This window comes from Rhodococcus sp. C-2 (assembly GCF_027854095.1).
In the GTDB taxonomy this organism is placed as follows: Bacteria; Actinomycetota; Actinomycetes; order Mycobacteriales; family Mycobacteriaceae; genus Rhodococcus_F; species Rhodococcus_F qingshengii.
Window position 1 is genome coordinate 1 of the sequence record NZ_JAQGFI010000027.1, and the last position, 20,598, is coordinate 20,598.

Consider the following 20,598-nt stretch of genomic DNA (forward strand, 5'->3'; position numbering starts at 1 on the left):
TTTCAGATCATTCCCGGGAAGGTGCGCCCACTCACGCCGCCTCGCCGAGAACCATCCACAGGTTCTGATCATTGCTCCTACCGATGATCTGCCCCGACGATTCCGGTGTGTTCGCGACGATCAGATTCTGGCTCGTGACATGAACAGCCTGTACGGCGAAGTCCAACGCAACAACACCGACTACGAGTAACACCAGCGAGTGCGTCGCCTGCGCGTTGAATACCCACGACAGCAAGAGAACGACCAAAGACGCCCCGGTGACGCGTTGCGCTTTGCCTTGATCGGCCCACCGACCGGCACCGACCGCGCCCAATGCTCCAACCAATCCTGCGATTCCGAAGAGCCCGATCTGTGTGGTCGACAACCGCCATGGTTCCTCACTCAACGGCAGGGCCATTCCGCTCCACAAAGCACCAAAGGACGCGAAAAGGAACAAGGCGATCAGGGCCCGGGTGCGAAACAGTCGGTTCGTAAGCGTCAACGTCACGACAGACCCCATTGCACGCACGTACGAACGCCTATCGTGTTGCAAACGAGGATCTTTCGGCAGCATCGTCAGCGCGACGGCCGCGACCAGTACCGAAATGAAAGTGGATCCCGCGTAGACCGCCCGCCAGCCTGCCAGATCCGCAACTGCGCCGGCGACAGTCCGAGCGAGGATGATGCCGACGACAACGCCGCTGGTGATGACACCGATGTTTGCGCCCCGCTCGTCCGGGTCACTGATTGCCGCAGCATAGGCAACTATGACTTGAACAACTACCGAGAACGTGCCTGCGACCGCCATCCCGATCAACAGCTGCAGATTCGTGGTGGCCAGAGCAACAAGCATCGTTCCCGTTGCAGCAGCGACGATCTGGATTGCGATCAATTTCTTTCGATTCACGAGATCGCTCAATGGCACCAACACGATCAACCCCACCACATAACCGAGTTGGGCGAGTGCGACTACGAAACCGAGGCCGGCCGGAGGAATGGAAAGATCCGAGCCTATTTGCCCGAGGAGCGGCTGTGCGTAGTAGATGTTGGCTACCGAGACCCCGCAGAGCACTGCGAGCAACAGGCGAAGTCCGCGAGACATTTTCAACTTGCCCCGCGAGTTCTCGACAGCATGACGTACAGGCACTTCCACCTCAACTTGGTTGCGTTTTGATACCATTTGGAGGTTACGTCAATACAGTTTCAAAACGCAACCAATGAGGAACTCGATGCCGGATCGCGCACAATGGACAGACCCGCACTGCCCGACGGCCCGAGCGGCCGACATCATCGGCGACAGATGGTCGCTGCTGATCGTGCGTGACGCCTTCGACGGGTCATCGAGATTCAGTCAGTTTCAACGAAACCTGGGCATCGCAAAGAACATTCTCACGGACAGGCTCAAAGTCCTTGTCGAGCAGGGAATCTTCGAAGTCCAACCGAACGCGCAAGGTACCCGCAACGAGTACATCCTGACCGAACGCGGTATGGATCTGTTCATCGTGATCATTAGCCTGCGACAGTGGGGAGAGCGCCACGCCTTCGATGACGGTGAGCCACACTCGATCTTGATCGACGACACCACGGGCGATCCGGTTCCCAGGCTTCGACTGATCAACACACGGAATATCGACCTGGACCCTACAAGTACACATGTGGAGAAGGTCGAGGAAGGTTGACCCGCAACTCGCCAGATTGACAGATGGGCGCACATGATTCGAAGTACGCGCATACTCCGACCATGACTGTCGATCTCGAGTTCTCCTGGCCGCAGTTTCTCTGGATTGCATTCATCTTCGTCGGCGTGCCCGCAACTATCGGCGCGAGCATCATCTGGACAATCTGGCGTTCGGAACGAACTGGCCTGGAGCACTCCACGACCGCCCTCGGCGGCGGGCACACGGGATCGGGCTCACTCGGACTGTGGCGCACCGGCCTGTTGGCCTTTGCACTGGGCTTTCTGTCTTGCGTGGGCTGGCTCAGCTGGTCAGCCGACTACAAAGGCGGATTCCGCGGCCCCGGCCTGCCTGCTCCGACACAGTTCCCCACCTGGCAGGTCGTCGCCTGTGGACTGACAGTGATTCTGGCGTGTTTCGGTTCCGCCCATTGCTCGCGATGGATGAAGGCCGGCGGTATGACGGCCGCTGCCGGCACTGCTGCAGGATTCACCACAGCATTCAGCATCGACGCCAGTGCCGATGTCACCGGACAGGCAGGCGTGGGCGTCGCACTGTCCACAATCGGATGGGGCCTCACCCTTACCGCACTGATGCTTCTGCGCAGCAAGTGGTCGCAACGAGGATGATTCATTGCCGGATCATCCATACTCCGAGTAAAGAATTCGATAGGCGGACCTAACACGTTTTGAAATTCATTAAGAAGAAAATCGATTCCAGATACAGGATCGCCTGATTGCCGAACCTCCACGAGATCCTCGAAAAATATGAGACAGAAGCCTTATCGCTTCCGTGCCAACCCTTTGACGCATGCGGATCATAATATTCTTCGAACATCACGTGGAAGTGCACACAAGTCTGTGACTCACGGCATTATCCGATTTATCACGGGAAATCGTGATAAATCATCACCGTCCCTGAACTGCAACAACGTCTTAAGTTACAGATTCAACTAGTTTCAAACCATAGGGTTTCTTCCTTTTTCTCGGCGTCTCGATTCCGTAATGCTTGACATCGAATTGTCTTTCGTTCTCAATGAGCAATGTCAACTGACGGCGATGCCCCTCAGTGCATCAACGCAGTAATTCCGCTATCGAATCCAGTGAAGGGAACAGCCGCGAAATGACGGTTGCCGAGAGCTTGAAAGATAGGAATCTGTACTCCAACCTCAGGCGTGCTGCTGATTTGAGCGACCCATTCTGGGATCGCGCAGTCAGTAAGGGTCTGGCCGATCTCACTGCCGATCGCGTCGCAGGTTTCGAACACCGGACGATCCAAGGATACGAATTCGAGAACTTCTCCACGTACTCGTATCTGGGGCTCGACACCGACGACCGAATTCGTTCGGGTGCGATCGCCGCTCTCGAGCGCGAACGAACGTTGAACAGTTCCATCTCGCGGATGAGAGTCCACTCCAGCCTTCTCGACGACACAGAGGCCGCGTTGAGCGAACTGCTTGACGCACATGTGCTCACCCTCGGATCCGCCGCAAACGCTGCGTGGAGCTTGCTCCCCCTCGTCGCGTCCGGGTTGCTCACCGGCGGTGAACCTCCCCTCATGGTGTTCGACAAGAACGCACACTTCTGCCTCAATGCCATGAAGGCGAGCGTCGCCGACGAAACGACGATCGTGACCATTCGGCACGACGACGTCGATGAACTCGAAAGTCTTTGCCGAACAAATTCTCAGGTGGCATACGTGGCGGACACCGTCTACAGCACAGGCGGGAAGGCGCCCCTGAACGAACTGTTTGCATTACAGGCCAAATACGGACTGATTCTCGTTCTCGACGAGGCGCACAGCACCTCGGTCATCGGACACAACGGGCGTGGCGCGGTCCTGGATCTCATCGGCAGCCTCAATGATCGAACATTCTTGCTGACATCACTGAACAAGGGATTCGGTGCTTCCGGCGGTGCGATCGCACTCGGCCGGAACGGGGGCAGTCGAAATCGTGATCTCGCACTTCGCTACGGCGGCCCGTTGACGTGGTCGCAGCGTGTGAACGTAGCCGGGCTGGGTGCTATTGCGGCGTCCGTGGAGCTCCACCGCAGCGGAGAGGTCGACAAGCGGCAGCGGCAACTCCGCACGGTTGTCGAACTGTTCGATTCGCTCGTCGACACGCCGGCATCGGGCGATGGACTCCCGATCCGCTTCGTCACGCTCCACGAGGAAGAACAAACCATCACCGCAGCACAGAAACTGCTGGCTAGCGGTTTCTACACATCGGCGGTCTTCTTCCCTGTCATCGGCCGGGGCAAAGCCGGGCTGAGACTGATGCTTCGGGCGGACCTTCCACATGCAACGATCGAGCGCTTCGCCGACGTCCTACGAAGTGTCACGGAATGAGCGACGACCGCACTGTCGCAGTGACACCGCTGGCTTGTGCCGTCGTGTTGACAGCACAAATGGCCACGACCATCTACCTCCCTTCACTGCCGAAGATCGCGACGGATCTGGGCATCGAAGATTCCGTGGTGAAGTGGTCGGTGACACTCTTCGTGATCAGTGCCGCACTTCCGGTGGTCGTGTGGGGGCGGTTGGCAGATCGACTCGGACGCAGGACGGCACTGTTGTCCAGCTTGGTATTGTTCGTGATCGCCTGCATTGCATTGGCTTTGGTCCAGAGCGCCGCCGTACTACTGATCGGCCGGATCGTTCAAGGCATCGGAGCAGGAGGTGCGGCCATCATCGTGCGAATGATGGTGAAGGACAAGTTCACCGGTTCGGAGTTGGCTAGCCGCTTGTCGCTGTTGTCGATGGCATTTGTGGTGGCACTGGGCGGTGGCCAACTGATCGGCGGCGCTCTTGCGTCGTTCACCTCGTGGCGAACCGGCTTCGGCGTGCTCGGAGTACTCGGAGCAGCACTCGCTGCGGTGGCACTGAGGACCGAGAACACCACAGTCCGCGACAACAACGAACGCGTTGTTCGGTGGAATGCCATAGTCCTGACACCCCAGTTCTACAAACCAGCCATTGCGGGGGGCCTGGGTTTCGGCGCGATAGTCCTTGTGCAGCAATCGAGCCCCTTCCTGTTCAGCGATCGATTCGACTTGCAACCGTGGGCATTCGGAGCCTTCGGAATCCTCTACGGAACCGCCTACTTCAGCGGCGCGCTTTACGTCAATCGAAGGGCCACAACCGTCGGTTCAGAGAAGTTGATGCGTCGAGGTGCGCTGTGCATGCTGCTTGCCGGCCTCGTCCTCATGCTCTGCTGGTATCCCCCACTCGGTTCCACGCCGTTGCTCGCGGTCTTCCTGCTCGGATACATCGCACTGACATTTGGGCAATCGCTTCTCTTCCCGAACTCGGCAGCATCAGCAGTGACGCATTTTGCTGAAGGCGGAGCCATCGCCGTCGCGTACTGCGGACTCGTACAGCAGGGAATTGCCGGCATCGCCTCTGTAGTCGGACCTCTCGCATCCGATGAACGCGTGTGGTCGGCAATCGTCGCACTGATCACTGCAGCAGCGACTGCGCTCGTATTCTCCCTCCGCACAGCTTCCTCCGAACCGACAGTAGGTACGTCCCATGCCCGTCATTGAACGCACCGCACAACTCGACCCCGGTACCCGCGAGCAAAACTTACTGGCATACAAGGAAATTCGCGAGCGAGTTGCGGACGCGCAACACTTGTCCGTTCACGGGGCACCCGAGCGGTCGGTCGCCAAGCACCGGGCTCGCGGCAAATTGCCCGCTCGCGAACGCATCGATGCTCTTCTCGACGTGCAGTCCCCGTTCTTCGAGATCGGACAACTGGCCGGATTCGAGGTGTACGACGAGCAACTCCCGTCGGCTGGTCTGGTCACGGGCGTAGGGCTCATCCGCGGCTCACTCTGCGCCATCTTCGCGAACGACGCCACCGTCAAGGGCGGCACCTACTACCCGCTGACCGTCAAGAAGCAACTGCGATTGCAATCCGTCGCTCGTCGGCTGAGGTTGCCGTGTGTCTATCTCGTCGATTCCGGAGGTGTTTTCCTTCCGATGCAGGACGAGATCTTCCCCGACGAGCACCATTTCGGCGAGATGTTCAAGAACATCGCCGAAATGTCGGCAGACGGCATCGTTCAGATCGCAGCAGTCATGGGTTCCTGCACGGCTGGAGGTGCATACATCCCAGCGATGTGCGACGAGACCGTCATCGTCCGCGGTACCGGCACCGTCTATCTGGGCGGCCCTCAGTTGGTCAAGGCTGCAACCGGTGTCGACGTCGAACCGCAAGAGCTCGGCGGCGCCGACGTGCACGGGGTGATCAGCGGCGTCGTCGATCACATCGCCAACGACGACATCGAGGCTCTGAGCATGATCGCCGACATCGTCGCCCGCGGTGATCGACGGGAGGTACGGGCGCCGTCACGATCTCCGCGACCACCTCTTCACTCCCCCGAGCAGCTCGACACGGTGATCCCGGCTTCCTCGAAAACCCCGATCGTCGCGCGCGACGTTCTGGCCCACCTGCTCGATGCCAGCGAATTAGTCGAGTACCGAGCGAATTACGGCCGAACCATCGTCTGCGGGACCGGCCACATCGAGGGGTACACCGTCGGGGTCATCATGAACGACGGTGTGCTCTTTTCGGAGGACTCCCTCAAGGCCGCGAACTTCGTCGAACTGTGCTCACAACGAGACATCCCATTGTTGTTCCTGCACAACGTCAACGGATTCATGGTCGGGAAGCAGTACGAGGCGGAAGGTATCGCCAAACACGGCGCGAAACTGGTCAATGCCGTTGCCTGCGCCAGGGTTCCCAAGCTCAGCATCGTCATCGGCGGAAGCTACGGGGCGGGAAATCTCGCGATGTGCGGACGCTCGATAGGTCCTGACTTCATGGCCGTGTGGCCGAACGCGAAGACCACCGTGGTCGGTTCCGAGCAAGCAGCGTCGGTGATGGCATTGATGAAGATCGAATCTGCGCGCACACGCGGAACTCCGCTCACGGAAGAGGAAATCGAGGAAATCAAACGGCCGATACGCGAAGGTTACGACCGGCAGGGCGAGTCGGTGTACGTCGCATCCAGGCTTTGGGTTGACGCGATCGTCGACCCGGTCGACACGCGATCCTGGGTTTCACTCGCGCTGTCCATGCTTCCCCGCAATCACGGAACAACGCGCTTCGGCGTCTTCAGGATGTGAGAACATGACTCGACTTCTCATCGCCAATCGGGGTGAAATCGTCACGCGCATCGCGCGCACGGCCCGTCGTCTCGGCATGTCGGTATTGACGATCTCCTCCCCCGTCGATTCACACGCACAGTGGCATCGCCTCGCCGATCACACCGTGCTTCTGGACGGAGACATCCCCTCGGAGTCCTACACCAATTCGGATCAAATCATTGCGGCCGCGCTGGCCGCGGATTGCGATGCCGTGCACCCGGGTTACGGATTCCTCTCCGAAGACTCCGATTTCGCTGAAGCCGTCGTCGCTGCAGGTCTGACATTCGTCGGTCCGGCCGCTGAATCCATCGCTCTACTCGGAGACAAGGCAAGAGCGAAGAAGGCCGCCGCTGACGCCGGCATCCCGACTCTCACCGCGTGGGGCGAGGCAAGCGCCGATCCCGATACCGTCCTCGGTCACGTTCGATCTCTCGACGTGCCGGTGCTGCTGAAACCGGTGTTCGGGGGCGGCGGCAAGGGGATGGTTCGACTACATCCGGGTGATGACGCACGAGAGGTCATCACCTCTGCAATCGGTTTGAACGAAAGGAACTTCGGCCGCGGCGACCTGATGATCGAAACGCTGGTGGAGCGTCCGCGTCACATCGAAGTTCAGGTCCTCTTCGATTCCTTCGGTACAGGAGTTCACTTCTTCACCCGTGAATGCTCCCTACAGCGTCGGAACCAGAAGATCATCGAGCAGGCACCGGCAAGTTCTGTCCCCGAATCGGTCCTGGGAGCCATGCAGCACGACGCTCTGCGACTACTCGGAGGCGTCGGCTACGTGAATGCGGCAACCGTCGAATTTCTGGTTGACGCCGAAAACCGCTACTACTTTCTCGAAGTCAACACGCGCCTACAAGTCGAACACACGGTCACCGAGGAAGTGACCGGCGTCGATCTCGTCGAACTGCAACTCGACATCGCCCTCGGCGCCCGTTTGCCGTTACAGCAGCGCCATATCGCGCTGCGGGGTTTCGCGGTGCAAGCCAGAATCTACGCCGAGGATCCGTCGAACGGGTTTCGGCCCGCACCTTCACATTCCGTGGACATAGCCTGGCCGTCGGGGGTTCGCATCGACAGTGCTTTCGAGGGTGCCGGCAGCATTCCGCCGTTCTACGATCCGATGATCGCAAAGGTCATAGCAAGCGGTCCGACGCGGTCAACCGCACTGGAATCATTGGACCGAGCTTTGGCCGACTCGAGTTACTTCGGTGGAACCTCGAATATCGGTTTCCTCCGACTTCTCTTGGCGACACCGGCTGTGCGCGCGGATGACATTCACACTTCCTTCGTCGACGAGCACCTCACTCGGTTGATCCCGGATTCTGCAGAGCTCCAGGCCACCGCCGCTGCTGTTGCGATGGTGTGGACTTCCGTCGAGGAACAATCGCCGGTCACCGGGTCGTCGTGGACCGGCCCCCACGGACTACATCGAGAGACATTGCGCAAGTTGGGATCCGACCCGATCGGACGCGAACTCATTGCCGACGGCCGCGTCGTGCCGACAACCGTCATCTCACAACGAAGCAACCACTGGATTGTCGCCGCCGACGGCCGGAACATTTCGGTGGTCGTCAGGGGTGGAACCGACGAGGTGACACTCAGTCTGGTCGCCGATGGTTTGACAACCACCGCTGGGCGCCTCGGAGTCGGCACCGGTATATGGGTGTGCGTTGGTGGCTGGACCGTGAAGGTGGACGAGAAAGTCTATACAGCAAAGGATTCCGATCTCAGCGACGGAGAGATCACATCGAAGATGCCGGGAACCGTGCTGGCAGTGCTGCAGACTGGAACGCGGGTGTCGGAAGGTGATGTCGTCGCGGTCGTAGAAGCAATGAAGATGGAGACTGCCCTTCGTGCTTCCTCACCCGGAATCGTCTCGTCGGTGACAGTAACGGTGGGAGATGTCATCGATGCCGGACAAGTGCTGGCAGCCGTGGCGCCATGAGTAAAGATTGCCACGATCTTATCTCTTTCTTGACTGAAGCAATTGTTACACAATATCTTTCATGTCAGAAGCAGGGGGAATCGAGCGTCGCGCAGTCATTGTTTCCGCAACCGAACTCCGCGAACTCATTCGTTCCGATCGGACGCTCGTCGTCGTCAACGTGGTGCGAGACAACAGCGAGGGCGGAGCCGGAATCATTACTGCGCCGCAGTCCATCACATTGTCGATCAACGACTTTCAAAGCAGTGGAGGCGGGACTGACGGGAATCGACCGCTGCCAGACCTCGCCGCATTCGGAAGAACACTGAACGATCTGAAAGTATCCGCCGATGCTCACATCGTGGTCTACAGTTCGGACAGCCCCCTGCTTGCGGCCCGCGCGTGGTTCACGCTTCGCTGGGCAGGACGTTCAGTGCGGTACTTGGACGGCGGATCGTCCGGATGGGTTACAGCCCGGAAACGCACATCGACAAACGATTCGATTCCCGTACCACCTTCCACCACTAGCACGACACTCGCCGACGCAGAAGACGCCCTGCGCGCGGCATCGGCCGGCAGATTGCTCGACGCCCGAGGATCGAGCAGTTTCCGCGCCGGCCACATCCCCGGATCTATCTCAGCGCCGGCAACTGACCTACTCGACGACAACGGATTCCTACTTCCCGACCGCGAGTTACGAGAATACTTCCACCAGTTCGGAATAGAGCGTGGTGCCACCGTCGTGTCCTATTGCGGCGGCGGAGTTGCCGCGTCGCACAACGCACTGGCGCTTGCAGCGGTCGGCATCAGCTCCGCGGTCTACGTCGCGTCGTGGTCGGGGTGGAGCGCCGACCCCGAACGACCCGTCTCCACTGACATCCATCACACACCAAGGAATCCGGACCAGCGATGACACGACAGATGATCCTCGGCGCCTACATGGTCTTTCCGAGTATGCACAGTGCCGGAATGTGGCGGCATTCGTACTCGGAGAATGCCTTCGAGGACAGAGCGCTCTACGAGCGATACGCGCAAGCAGCGGAACGAGCAAAATTCGACCTGATACTGATACCTGAGCGTGTGCACTACGTCGACGGCCACACCAAATACGGTCTGCTGACCGGCTTTCAACATGATCCGACGCAGTTGGCTGCAGTGGTGGCCGGCGCAACAAATCGTATCGGTCTCGGCGTAACCCTTTCGGCAAGCTTCAACAGCCCGTACAACCTGGCGAGAACTCTGGGCAGCCTCGACATACTCAGCGGTGGGCGCGCGGCCTGGAACATCGTGATGACGGCACCCGGTCCGGCTAACGACAACTTTCCCGAAGTCGATCGGCTTCCGAGAGAAGAACTGTACGAGCGCGGCGACGAAGTTCTCGAAGCAACCACCGCACTCTGGTCGTCGTGGGACGGCGACGCCGTATCTGCCGATCGCGACAGCGGAATCTACGCAGACACAAGCAAGATTCACGCGGCCGACTACAAGGGCAAATACTTGTCGGTGCAGGGTCCACTCACCTTGCCACAATCACCTCAGGGCCGCCCGGTCTTCATCCAGGCAGGTGAATCTGTGAGAGGGCGCGAATTCGGTGGGCGGTGGGCAGATCTGGTCTTTGCGATCGACCCGTTGGAGGAAGATCTTCGAGCGAAGCGCAAGGCAATTCGCGGCTACGCGGAAGAGGCCGGACGCGACCCTGATTCGGTGCGCCTCGTCGCCGCTGTGCAACCGATAGTCGGCGAGACGACGAGCATCGCAAAGGAACGGCAGGAGTACCTGCGATCCTTGATCCATCCGGATGCGGCAATCGAGTGGGTCTCCCACTCCGCAGGACTAGACTTGTCGCAGTTCGATCCGTCCACTCCGATCGCCGAAGTTCTCAACCGCGGTGGTGGCCCCTCGCGTCGATTGACACGCCTGATCGAATCCCGAAATCTCACCATCGCCGAAACCGCAGAGTTGTTCGCGCGCAATGATCTCACTCCCGAGATTGTCGGCTCGCCGCAAGAAGTGGCGGACGAGTTGACGCACCTCTTCGAATCGGGAGCAGCTGACGGTTTCATCCTGACCGCTACCCACTTCCCCAGGGGGCTCGACGACTTCGCGAGTTCCGTCGTGCCACTTCTGCAAGATCGGGGCGTGTTCCGGCGCGAATACACCGGAACGACCCTGCGGTCCCACATCTTCGACACCACTCGCACTTCCCCACGATGAACGGAACTCAGCCCATGACGACGTCGCGGCTTTCATCCATACCGATCCGAGTCGCCATCCTGGCGTCGACGCTTGCAGTTGCAGCCGGCTGCAGCACTGCAACGCCAGCTGCGAGCGCCGACTCCGAGCCCGTGTCAGGGGGCGATCTGACCTTTGCGATCAATACGTTTCCACCGTGCATCGACAAGACCCTGAACGGTCAAACTGCTACGGCATTCCATCCACTCTACGACAAACTCGTCGACCAGAACCTCGAGACCGGGGAGATCGTGCCTTGGTTGGCGACCTCCTGGGAGGTCCAGAACGACGGTCGACGATTCGTCTTCGCTCTGCGGGACGGCGTGACCTTCAGCAACGGCGAGCGTCTGGATGCGCAGGTTGTCGCGGACAACTTCGAAAGCCAGAAGAGACTGGGAGACAGTGGCTTCGCGACCACTGCGAAGTCACATCTCGCAAACTTCACTGGAGCGGAGGTACTCGACGCTTCCACTGTCGCACTCAATTTCTCGGAACCGTCAGCGGGCTTCCTTCAAGCCGCCCGCTCCGACACGCTCGCCATCATCGCACCGGAATCGTTGAAGAAGACGCCCGAAGAACGCTGCGCCCAGGGCGTTATCGCTTCCGGCCCGTTCGTACAGAAAGAACTGGAGACCAACGCGAAGGTCGTACTCGCTCGTCGGGACGGGTACCACTGGGGATCCTCACTCAACAAGAACAAGGGAGAGGCCTATCTGGATTCGATCACCTTTTTGGTGGTCCCCGAATCCTCGGTGCGAATCGGCGGTTTGACGTCAGGACAACTGGACGCCGCGATCGACATTCCGAGCACAGACGTCGACCGGGCAGAAGGCGCCGGACTCACTGTCATCCCGTCCCTTGCTGCCGGCATCAACGACTCGCTCTTGCTCAACCCCACGTTCGCGCCGGTACTTGCGGACCTGAACGTGCGGCGTGCTTTGGTGAAGGGCATCGATACCCAGCAGATCATCGACACCACCTACACACCGAGTGACGAGAAAGCGCGAAGCATCTTGTCGGTGAAAGCGCCCGGCTACACCGATCTGTGGTCCGAGTACACCTATGACCCGTCGGGTGCGAAGTCACTGCTGGACGCCAGTGGATGGACAGTCGGCGGTGACGGATTCCGAACCAAGGACGGTGAGAAACTGACCGTCGAATTGGCCTACCGCAACCACCTCCCCCAATCGCAGTTCGAACTGATCCAATCTCAGCTGCGCGACATCGGAGTTGCAGTGAACTTGCAACCTCGCTCGACTGCCGAGGACAACGCCGCGAGAACCGACGGCACATGGGAATCGATCTACTTCCAGAGCTTGCGCGCCGACGGTGACGTACTGCTGGTGTTCAGTCCCACTCTCGGCTCGACCAAAGGCATCGCCTCGACTCCGGAGCTGAATGCATTGCTGGTCAAACAATCTCAGACCGTAGACGTCGATGCGAGAAACGGAGTGTTGAAGGAGATTCAGGAACTGATTGCCGATCAGGCACTGGCGATCCCGTTGCACGCCTCTTCGCTGATCTACGCGACGACTCCCGCGGTTCACGACCTGCGCATCCAAGCCGATCTCTACTCGGTGGACTTCGTGGATGCGTGGAAGAGCTAGCCCACACTTCGTGATCTCGACAACCTGCTTCGACAAACCCTCTTCCCGGAAGGAACCCGATGTTCACCCGTCCTCGCACCGCAACGCTTCTGATCTCTACCCTGGCCACAGTTACTCTCCTGGGTACCGCTTGCGGAAGCCCAGATGAAGAATCGACCGGGCAACACTCCGGTGCAACAACATCCAGTATCAACTTGTCGGCCGAGCAGAACCGCATCAGCACCGACAAGGTTGATTCGATCGCAGCGAAGGTCCCTCAGGAGTTCCGCGACCGGGGCACGATCCGAATCACCGGCAACGCTGGAACCGCTCCACCGTTGCGCTTCTATGCCGACGACGACAAGACTGTCATCGGTTCCGAGACCGACGTCGCGTATTTGATTGCAGAGGTGCTCGGGCTGAAAATCGACCTTCAGGTCGCGGATTGGGCGCAGAATTCGGTGCGGATCGATTCGGGAGACGCAGATGCGTTCATCTCCAACGTGACGGTCACCGAAGAGCGCAAAGAGAAATACGACTTCGCGACGTACCGCCTCGACACTCTCGCGTTCGAGGTCAGAAAGGACAGGAATCTCTCACTCGAGAAGCCGGAAGACATCGCCGGACTGAAGATCGGAGTCGGCGCTGCCACCAATCAGGAGGCGTTGCTGGTGAAGTGGAATGAGGACAACCTCGCAGCTGGGCGTGCTCCCGCTGAAATCACCGTGTACCAGAAGACCACTGACTACTACCTGCCGCTGTCTTCCGGTCGAATCGACGCTTACTTCGGCCCCAACCCGTCATCGCAGTTTCACGCTGCACAGACTGGCGAGAACGAAGTGATCGGTCAGTTCTCCGGAGCCGGTGAGGCCGCGTTGGGCCAGATCGGTGTACTGGTCAAGAAAGACAACGGCTTGGTACAACCGATCAGCGAGGCGATAGATCATCTCATCGAAAACGGCACATACGAGCAAGTTCTCGAGCGATGGAAGATCACCAACGAGGCAGTCGACAAGTCGCTGGTCAATCCCCCTGGCCTCCCGAAGACGAACAAATAGGAAAGGCGCACTCTAACTCGTCGCGGGGCGACTATTTCAGTCTGAACCGCGAGATCGACGGCGGACCATCGTATGCCTCGCCCGCCCCGTCGACCCGAGACCGTGCGCAGCGTGCTCCACCGGCTGCATCGCTTCATCGAAGGACACGCAGCACCAGCTGTCTCCAAGATGATTCGAATGCTGAACTGGGAAGAACGGAGCAAGACAATGGAATCCGACCCAGGTTGTCAACCGAGTGCTAGCTTGGAGTTCCCGATTCAGGTCAGAGCAGGAGCTTCATCCATGAAACTGGCAGAGGCACTGGCGCTACGCAGTGACACCACTCGCAAGGTTGCGCACTTGCGCGAGCGGATCGTCGACAATGCACGCCACCAGGAGGGAGAAGTTCCCGCCGAAGACGCCGCCGTCCTTCTCGAAGAGCTGACGTCAACTCTGAGCGAACTCGAACGGTTGATGCGCGCGATCAATCGAACCAATGCGCAGGCGATCCTCGGAAACGGCACTGTCACAGATGCACTCGCCCATCGAGATGTGCTGCGTCTGAGACACTCTGCAGTCAATGCCGCTGCGGACGCCGCGTCCGGGCGCGAAGAGCGAGGTTACGGTCGTCAACTCCGATCAGAATTGGTCTATGTCGCGGCAGTCCCCGTCACCGAACTTCGGGCAATCGCGGACGACCTCGCCCGCGAGATTCACGAGGTCGATACACAGATTCAACGAACGAATTGGGAGGTGGATCTGATCGAGTAAGCACGGCAGCGTTGGAGCAGGTAGTCGTTCGGCGAAGCGAGCACACACCGCGACCGGCGGTCTATCCGGTCACCTCTGAGCGCGGCGGGCAGCGCACATACACATTGCAGCCCTGCACGTCGTACAGGTAAAAGTGCACTACGCACACATCACCACCACGTGCTGATCGTCGATAGACGAGGGCGGGTTCGGGGCATCCAGCACTGTCGGCGACTACAGGTCGGTGCGTCTCCGATTGGGATGCAGGATGCACCTCAGTAGCGCGAATAGTGCTGCATCTCCTCGCGATCTGCAGCGCAGATGCACTTTCGATCGAGACCGCGGTCGGCAGTCACTGCGCAGAAGCGAACCCCGAGCGGATCGTGGGATTTCATACTGTGCTGACACGCCGGGCAGATCGACGGTGTTTTCTGATCCTCGTCAGTCGACTCGGATTGCCCTCGTGCATTCGACACATCGGACGGGTTCGACGCCATACCGGCGCTCCAGTTCTCGGCCGTTCGACCACAGACCGGGTTGGCGTCGAGGACGACATGGCTTGACCGCGCATATTCGAATGACCCTCGACGTACCCCACGCTACTCGCTTCGGCACACCGGTTTGTACCAATTTCTGCCCACGCGACAATCCCGGTCGAGCAGGATAGAACTACTGCACGCACCATTTCCGTGCAGGATTCGAATTCGTGCAGCATTCGTCGTGAAAGGGCTTCTCGTGAACACTTTCCAACGTGTATCCGCCGCCGTGAACGTAGTGGTCCAACCACTGATCGGCGCTCCGATCGTAGGCAAACTACTGGGCCGTTCCATGACCGTCATCACCTACGTCGGACGCAAGTCCGGTCGCACCTTCAGCGCGCCCGTGTCCTACAAACGAAAAGGCGACCATGTGACGATCGGCGTTGCCATGCCGGACAAGAAGAGTTGGTGGCGCAATTTCTACCCGGAACAAGGTCCGATCGTTCTCCAACTGGACGGTATCGATCGCCCCGGCGAGGCACTCGCACACCGAAAAGGCAAGGGTGTCTACGTCTCCGTCGAACTCGCTCCCGTCGACTGAGCGGATCGAACAGCCACCGGTGCAATCACATTCAGCTCACACCCACCGCCTCACGAGATCTGGGTGATTCAGATCTCGTGACGGTCGGGACCTTTGACTCTGTGCAATCGAGACTCGGTCTCGCACCCTTCGACGCGGGTTTTTTGTCGACCATCGGTCGGACAACCCGATCCTGTCGGGACATTACCGTCCGGTAACATCGACGGCAGGCGTGAGCTGGAAGAGGTGACCACCGTGACGATCGGCATCTATCTGGTCGACGACCACGAGATCGTCCGTCGTGGATTGGCAGACCTGTTGAATCAGGTATCGGGATTCAACGTTGTTGGCGAGGCGTCGTGTGTTCGCGAAGCCTCGGCCGGAATACCCGAATGCCGACCCGACGTGGTTGTCATGGACGTCAGAACTTCCCGACGGTAACGGTGTGGAACTGTGCCGAGAACTGGCGTCGACCTACCCGAGCGCCGCCACTTTGATGCTCACGTCGTACTCCGACGACGACGCACTGCTCGACGCCCTGATCGCCGGCGCACGAGGATTCGTCCTCAAGAACATCCGCGGCCACGACCTGGTGTCGGCGATCCGCACGGTTGCTACCGGCAAGTCGCTGTTGAACACCCAGGCGGTGATCGGTTTGGTCCGGCGCATCCGGTCCGAACAGGAGTCGGGTACTGCGGCAGCCCTGTTGACCGATCAGGAGCTCTTGATCTTCGAGTTGATCGGCAAGGGACTGAGCAATCGAGAGATCAGCTCGCACGCAGAACTCTCGGAGAAAACAGTCAAGAACTACGTCTCACGCATCCTCGAGAAACTGGGTCTCGAACGTCGAACGCAGGCCGCAGTTCTGGCGACAAAGCTTCGTGCGGGCACTTCGCACCCGGATCCTTCCGGCCAGGCGACCACTCACCTGCTGACGCCGTCCGGCTCGCCCTTCTCCGCCACCACGGGCACGCACCATGCCAGGTAGCCGCGACGCGCTCATGCTCAGCCTTTTCGGCGACATCGCCGGAAGCGCGGAGCTGACTGCTCTCAACCCGACTGCAATTCCCAAACTGCTCAGTGCCGTGTTGACCGTCGGGTCCACACTCCAGCTCGACGAAACCCTGCAACAGATAGTCGACGTCGCGCGACATCTCCTCGACGCGGACTACGGCGCGCTCGGCGTGAAATCCCCCGACGGACGCTTGTCCCGATTCATCCACTCCGGTTTGACTCAGGGGCAGGTTGCCAAAATCGGGCATCTTCCCGAAGGACACGGCCTGCTGGGCCTGGTCGTTCGAGAACCGTGCCCGGTTCGAACCGACCGAATCTCCTCGCATCCGTCCTCGGCAGGGTTTCCGACCAATCACCCGCCGATGGACACGTTTCTCGGTGTTCCGATCTTCGTCAGGGGCGAGGTGTTCGGCAGCATCTACCTCGCGGACAGCTCAGAACGGACTGCATTCGACGACCGCGACGAGGCTGTACTCCAGATTCTGGCAAATGCTGCGAGCATCGCCATCGACAATGCGCGTCTGTTCGAGGAATCCCGGACGCGAGAAGCCTGGCTCAAGGCCGTCGCCGCCGTCAATGTACGTCTGCTCAGCGGCGGATCCCGCGACGAGACGCTGGCGGAACTGGTTCGGACGACGCGGCACCTCACGGATGGAAATCTTGTGTGCGTCGTTCGCTACGACCTCGGCAGAGAGCCGGTAGTCCACGTCGCCGATGCTGCTGATTCCCAGCCTGTCCCCGCGACCGGATCAGCCGTCGATCTGTCCGGGACCGTGATCGACGACGCTGCGCGGAGCCGGCGGCCGATCTCTGCACCACATGGCAGTTCCGTTCCGGCACTGAACGTTTCCGGCGACGAATCAGTGGTCGCACTCCCCCTCTCCGGAACCTCGTTCGGCGGCGGTGTTCTCTTCGCGTCACGCCGCAGCAACCGCCCGTGGGGAGTGGACGAGATCGAGCAACTGACGGCGATGGCAGACATCGCTTCTGTCACTGTCGAATTCGCAGAACAGCAACGGAAAGAAAGACTGGTCGACGTCCTCGAAGATCGCGACCGAATCGCGCGGGATCTCCATGACCACGTCATCCAACAGCTGTTCGCCACCGGGTTGAGTTTGCAGGGGGTGCTGCAACGTCCAGGCGACGAGGACACCGTTCGAACCGTATTGGACACCTCTGTCGATCAACTCGATCGAACAGTCCGTGAAATCCGCACCGCAGTCTTCGACCTCCATACGAGCGAGATGTCTACTCCCACAAGCCTGCGGCGGCGACTACTCGATGCCGTCAACGGTCTGTCCGGCCACTCGTCGATCACTCCCAGCGTCACTTTCGAGGGAACCATCGACAGTTCCGTCCCGTCTCGACTTGCCCCGCACGCCGAAGCCGTTGTGCGCGAGGGCTTGAGCAACGCTCTGCGGCATGCACATGCCGATGCCATCGACGTCACCATCCGGGCCACCGAGGAGCTTGTCATCAGCATCGTCGACGACGGTGTGGGAATCGACCAGGCAACCAGAATCCACGGTCTCGACAACCTGGCGACCCGCGCTCGTCAGTGCGGAGGCTCGAGCAACATCACCAGCGAGAACGGTGTCACCGAACTGGTGTGGCGTGTTCCGCTGAGCCCCAGGCGAAGTCCGTTGCCGATCCAGCATCGTTGAGCGTCAGAGCGGATCCAGTTGGGCCTTGAGCAGGCAGAACTCGTTACCTTCCGGATCGGCCAGGACATGCCATTGTTCGTGCCCTGTCTGGCCGATGTCGGCCGGCCGCGCACCAAGACTCAACAGGCGTTCCAGTTCGGCCTCCTGATCGCGATCGGTGGCGTTGACGTCGACATGCAGGCGGGGCTTACCCTTCTCCGGTTCGTCTCTGCGACTGAGGATGATCGTCGGCTGCGGACCGCCGAACCCTTCGCGTGGGCCGATCTCCAACGAACCGTCGTCCATTCGATCGAGCACGACGAAGTCCAGGACCTCGCACCAGAACCGGCCCAGCACCTCGGGTTCCCGGCAACCGAGCACCAGTTCACTGATACGACATGCCATGACCATCTCGCTTTCTTTCGGCTCGTGAAGACAACTCTCTCGACCGTACCGGACCACGTGATCTACGCCATGCCTCTGTTCCGATCCTAGGGACCTTTTCCCCTCGTCCGAGTTCCCGGTCGCCACGATCATTGCGTTATGTTCCACAGTCCCAGGCATTCTCGGTCTTTCGTCACGTCGATGTGCGTAGGCGGCCGTCGTGGTTGATCTCGCGCCCCGGCCGGTCGGTGAGGTCGATTCTCCCGCCGATGCAATTCCCCGAACCGCTCCGAAGGGTTCGAAACTGGTCGAGATCCTCAGGACCACCGATCACAAGATGATCGGTCTGATGTACATCGTGACTTCGTTTGCCTTCTTCTTGATCGGCGGACTGATGGCACTACTCATGCGCATGGAATTGACCGTTCCGGGAATGCAATTCCTGTCCAACGAGCAGTACAACCAGTTGTTCACCATGCACGGCACGATCATGCTCCTGCTGTACGCGACCCCGGTGTTCTTCGGATTCGCCAACTACCTCATGCCACTGCAGATCGGGTCGCCGGACGTGTGTTTCCCGCGACTCAACGCCTTCAGCTACTGGCTCTATCTCTTCGGCGGCCTGATCGCGTCCGCCGGATTCGTAACACCTGGTGGTGCGGCAGATTTCGGCTGGACCGCCTACGTACCGCTCACCAGCGAACTCCACTCCCCCGGCATGGGCGCCGACCTGTGGATCATCGGTCTCGCTCTCGGCGGCGTCGGCACCATCCTCGGCGCAGTCAACATCGTTTCGACGATCGTCTGCCTGCGCGCCCCGGGTATGACGATGTTCCGCATGCCGATCTTCACGTGGAATGCGCTGGTCGCCAGCATGCTGATCCTCCTCGTTTTTCCGCTGCTCGCTGCTGCCTTGATCGGACTGTGGGTGGACCGGCACCTGGGAGCGCACCTGTTCGACCCCGCCACCGGTGGAGTCATGTTGTGGCAGCACCTGTTCTGGTTCTTCGGCCATCCCGAGGTCTACATTCTGGCGCTGCCGTTCTTCGGCATAGTCTCGGAGATCTTCCCCGTCTTCAGCCGCAAGCCGATCTTCGGATACACCGGATTGGTCTACGCAACATTGGGAATTGCTGCACTGTCGATCGCTGTGTGGGCGCACCACATGTACGCAACCGGCGCCGTTCTCCTCCCCTACTTCTCGTTCATGACCTTCCTGATCGCAGTTCCCACCGGAGTCAAGTTCTTCAACTGGATCGGCACCATGTGGAAGGGGCAGTTGACTTTCGAATCGCCCATGCTGTTCTCCGTCGGCTTCCTGGTCACATTCCTGTTCGGCGGACTCTCCGGCGTCATCCTTGCCAGCCCGCCCTTGGACTTTCATGTCACCGACTCGTACTTTGTTGTCGCGCATTTCCATTACGTCCTCTTCGGGACAATCGCGTTCGCGACATACGCCGGAATCTACTTCTGGTTCCCGAAAATGACCGGCCGGATGTTGGACGAGAAGCTCGCCAAGATCCATTTCTGGTTGACCCTGATCGGCTTTCACGCAACATTTCTCGTCCAGCATTGGCTCGGCGCCCTGGGCATGCCTCGGCGGTACGCGGACTACCTGCCATCGGACAATTTCACTCTTCTCAACACGATCTCGACCATCGGCGCGTTTGTGCTCGGAGCCTCGACGATTCCGTTCATCTGGAACGTTTTCAAGAGCTACCGGTACGGCCGAATTGTGACCGTCGACGATCCTTGGGGCTTCGGAAACTCGCTCGAATGGGCGACGTCCTGCCCACCACCGCGACACAACTTCACCGAACTTCCCCGAATCCGCAGTGAGCGGCCGGCATTCGAACTGCACTACCCCCACATGGTCGAAAGAATGCGCGACGAGGCGCATGTCGGACTGCTTGGTCACAAGTCGGTTTCCGACGTGAGAACTGAGGTGAAACAACATGAATGACGGCACGAAGTACCGAGCCTGGGCAGAAAAGCAGCACCACGAATGCCGAGCGAAACCCGGCCATCTCCTCGCCCCGTTGCTCGTGCTCATGTTCGCTGTCACGACGCTCGTGTGGTTGCCCCTGACGACTGCCGCGTGCTAGATAATCGGAGCAGGATTGCTGTTCGGCACTGTCCTGCAAGCTAGTTCGC

The 20,598-nt window shown here is 59.7% G+C and carries 18 protein-coding genes and 1 pseudogene; 16 read left to right on the forward strand and 3 right to left on the reverse strand.

Going from position 1 to position 20,598, the window contains the following annotated elements; genetic code table 11:
• Positions 1–31: 31 nt before the first annotated feature.
• Complete coding sequence (locus PCS43_RS32570) at positions 32–1,081, reverse strand: MFS transporter (RefSeq protein ID WP_270923239.1); 1,050 nt, start codon at positions 1,079–1,081, stop codon at positions 32–34.
• A gap of 127 nt (positions 1,082–1,208) precedes the next feature.
• On the opposite strand from PCS43_RS32570, the gene PCS43_RS32575 reads away from it, so the two are divergent.
• The 11 genes from PCS43_RS32575 to PCS43_RS32625 all read left to right on the forward strand — a co-directional run bounded on the left by PCS43_RS32575 (position 1,209) and on the right by PCS43_RS32625 (position 14,365).
• A complete protein-coding gene (locus PCS43_RS32575; protein ID WP_007726458.1) occupies positions 1,209–1,658 on the forward strand; it encodes a winged helix-turn-helix transcriptional regulator in 450 nt (149 codons plus the stop codon).
• 23 nt (positions 1,659–1,681) lie between these two features.
• Positions 1,682–2,284, forward strand: coding sequence for a hypothetical protein (locus PCS43_RS32580; RefSeq protein WP_209907857.1), 603 nt, complete (start codon positions 1,682–1,684; stop codon positions 2,282–2,284).
• Between the two features lie 493 nt (positions 2,285–2,777).
• The gene (locus tag PCS43_RS32585) at positions 2,778–4,004 is read left to right on the forward strand and encodes an aminotransferase class I/II-fold pyridoxal phosphate-dependent enzyme (RefSeq protein WP_209907855.1); all 1,227 of its coding nucleotides are present in this window, start codon (positions 2,778–2,780) and stop codon (positions 4,002–4,004) included.
• Positions 4,001–5,200, forward strand: coding sequence for an MFS transporter (locus PCS43_RS32590; protein WP_054187583.1), 1,200 nt, complete (start codon positions 4,001–4,003; stop codon positions 5,198–5,200). Before PCS43_RS32585 ends, PCS43_RS32590 begins: the two co-directional genes overlap by 4 nt.
• Positions 5,187–6,788, forward strand: coding sequence for a carboxyl transferase domain-containing protein (locus tag PCS43_RS32595; protein WP_003943673.1), 1,602 nt, complete (start codon positions 5,187–5,189; stop codon positions 6,786–6,788). Before PCS43_RS32590 ends, PCS43_RS32595 begins: the two co-directional genes overlap by 14 nt.
• Positions 6,789–6,792: 4 nt before the next feature.
• On the forward strand, positions 6,793–8,760 hold the full coding sequence (locus PCS43_RS32600) for an acetyl/propionyl/methylcrotonyl-CoA carboxylase subunit alpha (RefSeq protein WP_209907853.1): 1,968 nt from the start codon (positions 6,793–6,795) through the stop codon (positions 8,758–8,760).
• Positions 8,761–8,821: 61 nt separating this feature from the next.
• Positions 8,822–9,652: a sulfurtransferase gene (locus PCS43_RS32605; protein ID WP_209907851.1), complete on the forward strand. Its 831-nt coding sequence runs from the start codon at positions 8,822–8,824 to the stop codon at positions 9,650–9,652.
• Positions 9,649–10,953: an NtaA/DmoA family FMN-dependent monooxygenase gene (locus PCS43_RS32610; protein ID WP_209907849.1), complete on the forward strand. Its 1,305-nt coding sequence runs from the start codon at positions 9,649–9,651 to the stop codon at positions 10,951–10,953. The genes PCS43_RS32605 and PCS43_RS32610 overlap by 4 nt, the downstream gene beginning before the upstream one ends.
• A 14-nt stretch (positions 10,954–10,967) precedes the next feature.
• Positions 10,968–12,578 carry an ABC transporter substrate-binding protein gene (locus tag PCS43_RS32615; RefSeq protein WP_064114290.1) on the forward strand — a complete coding sequence of 537 codons (1,611 nt, stop codon included), beginning with the start codon at positions 10,968–10,970 and terminating at the stop codon, positions 12,576–12,578.
• Between the two features lie 59 nt (positions 12,579–12,637).
• On the forward strand, positions 12,638–13,615 hold the full coding sequence (locus PCS43_RS32620) for an ABC transporter substrate-binding protein (RefSeq protein WP_209907847.1): 978 nt from the start codon (positions 12,638–12,640) through the stop codon (positions 13,613–13,615).
• Positions 13,616–13,897: 282 nt separating this feature from the next.
• On the forward strand, positions 13,898–14,365 hold the full coding sequence (locus PCS43_RS32625) for a DIP1984 family protein (RefSeq protein WP_209907845.1): 468 nt from the start codon (positions 13,898–13,900) through the stop codon (positions 14,363–14,365).
• A 254-nt stretch (positions 14,366–14,619) separates the two neighbouring features.
• On the opposite strand, the gene PCS43_RS32630 is transcribed toward PCS43_RS32625, so the two are convergent.
• Positions 14,620–14,841: an RGCVC family protein gene (locus PCS43_RS32630; RefSeq protein ID WP_042925672.1), complete on the reverse strand. Its 222-nt coding sequence runs from the start codon at positions 14,839–14,841 to the stop codon at positions 14,620–14,622.
• A 238-nt stretch (positions 14,842–15,079) separates the two neighbouring features.
• Between PCS43_RS32630 and PCS43_RS32635 the strand changes: the two genes are divergently transcribed.
• The 3 genes and pseudogenes from PCS43_RS32635 (at position 15,080) to PCS43_RS32645 (ending at position 18,081) form a co-directional block, all read left to right on the forward strand.
• Complete coding sequence (locus tag PCS43_RS32635) at positions 15,080–15,424, forward strand: nitroreductase/quinone reductase family protein (RefSeq protein ID WP_037129595.1); 345 nt, start codon at positions 15,080–15,082, stop codon at positions 15,422–15,424.
• Positions 15,425–15,658: 234 nt separating this feature from the next.
• Positions 15,659–16,391, forward strand: a pseudogene (locus tag PCS43_RS32640) (response regulator).
• Positions 16,381–18,081, forward strand: coding sequence for a sensor histidine kinase (locus PCS43_RS32645; RefSeq protein ID WP_209907843.1), 1,701 nt, complete (start codon positions 16,381–16,383; stop codon positions 18,079–18,081). Before PCS43_RS32640 ends, PCS43_RS32645 begins: the two are co-directional and overlap by 11 nt.
• Positions 18,082–18,084: 3 nt before the next feature.
• Here the strand turns inward: PCS43_RS32645 and PCS43_RS32650 are convergent, their stop codons facing one another.
• Complete coding sequence (locus PCS43_RS32650; protein WP_042925691.1) at positions 18,085–18,465, reverse strand: VOC family protein; 381 nt, start codon at positions 18,463–18,465, stop codon at positions 18,085–18,087.
• A 199-nt stretch (positions 18,466–18,664) separates the two neighbouring features.
• Here PCS43_RS32650 and ctaD point away from each other — a divergent pair, with 199 nt between their 5' ends.
• Both ctaD and PCS43_RS32660 read left to right on the forward strand, forming a co-directional pair.
• A complete protein-coding gene (ctaD, locus tag PCS43_RS32655; RefSeq protein ID WP_209907841.1) occupies positions 18,665–20,407 on the forward strand; it encodes an aa3-type cytochrome oxidase subunit I in 1,743 nt (580 codons plus the stop codon).
• Positions 20,400–20,549 carry a hypothetical protein gene (locus PCS43_RS32660; protein WP_245361405.1) on the forward strand — a complete coding sequence of 50 codons (150 nt, stop codon included), beginning with the start codon at positions 20,400–20,402 and terminating at the stop codon, positions 20,547–20,549. Before ctaD ends, PCS43_RS32660 begins: the two co-directional genes overlap by 8 nt.
• The last annotated feature ends 49 nt before the right edge of the window (positions 20,550–20,598 follow it).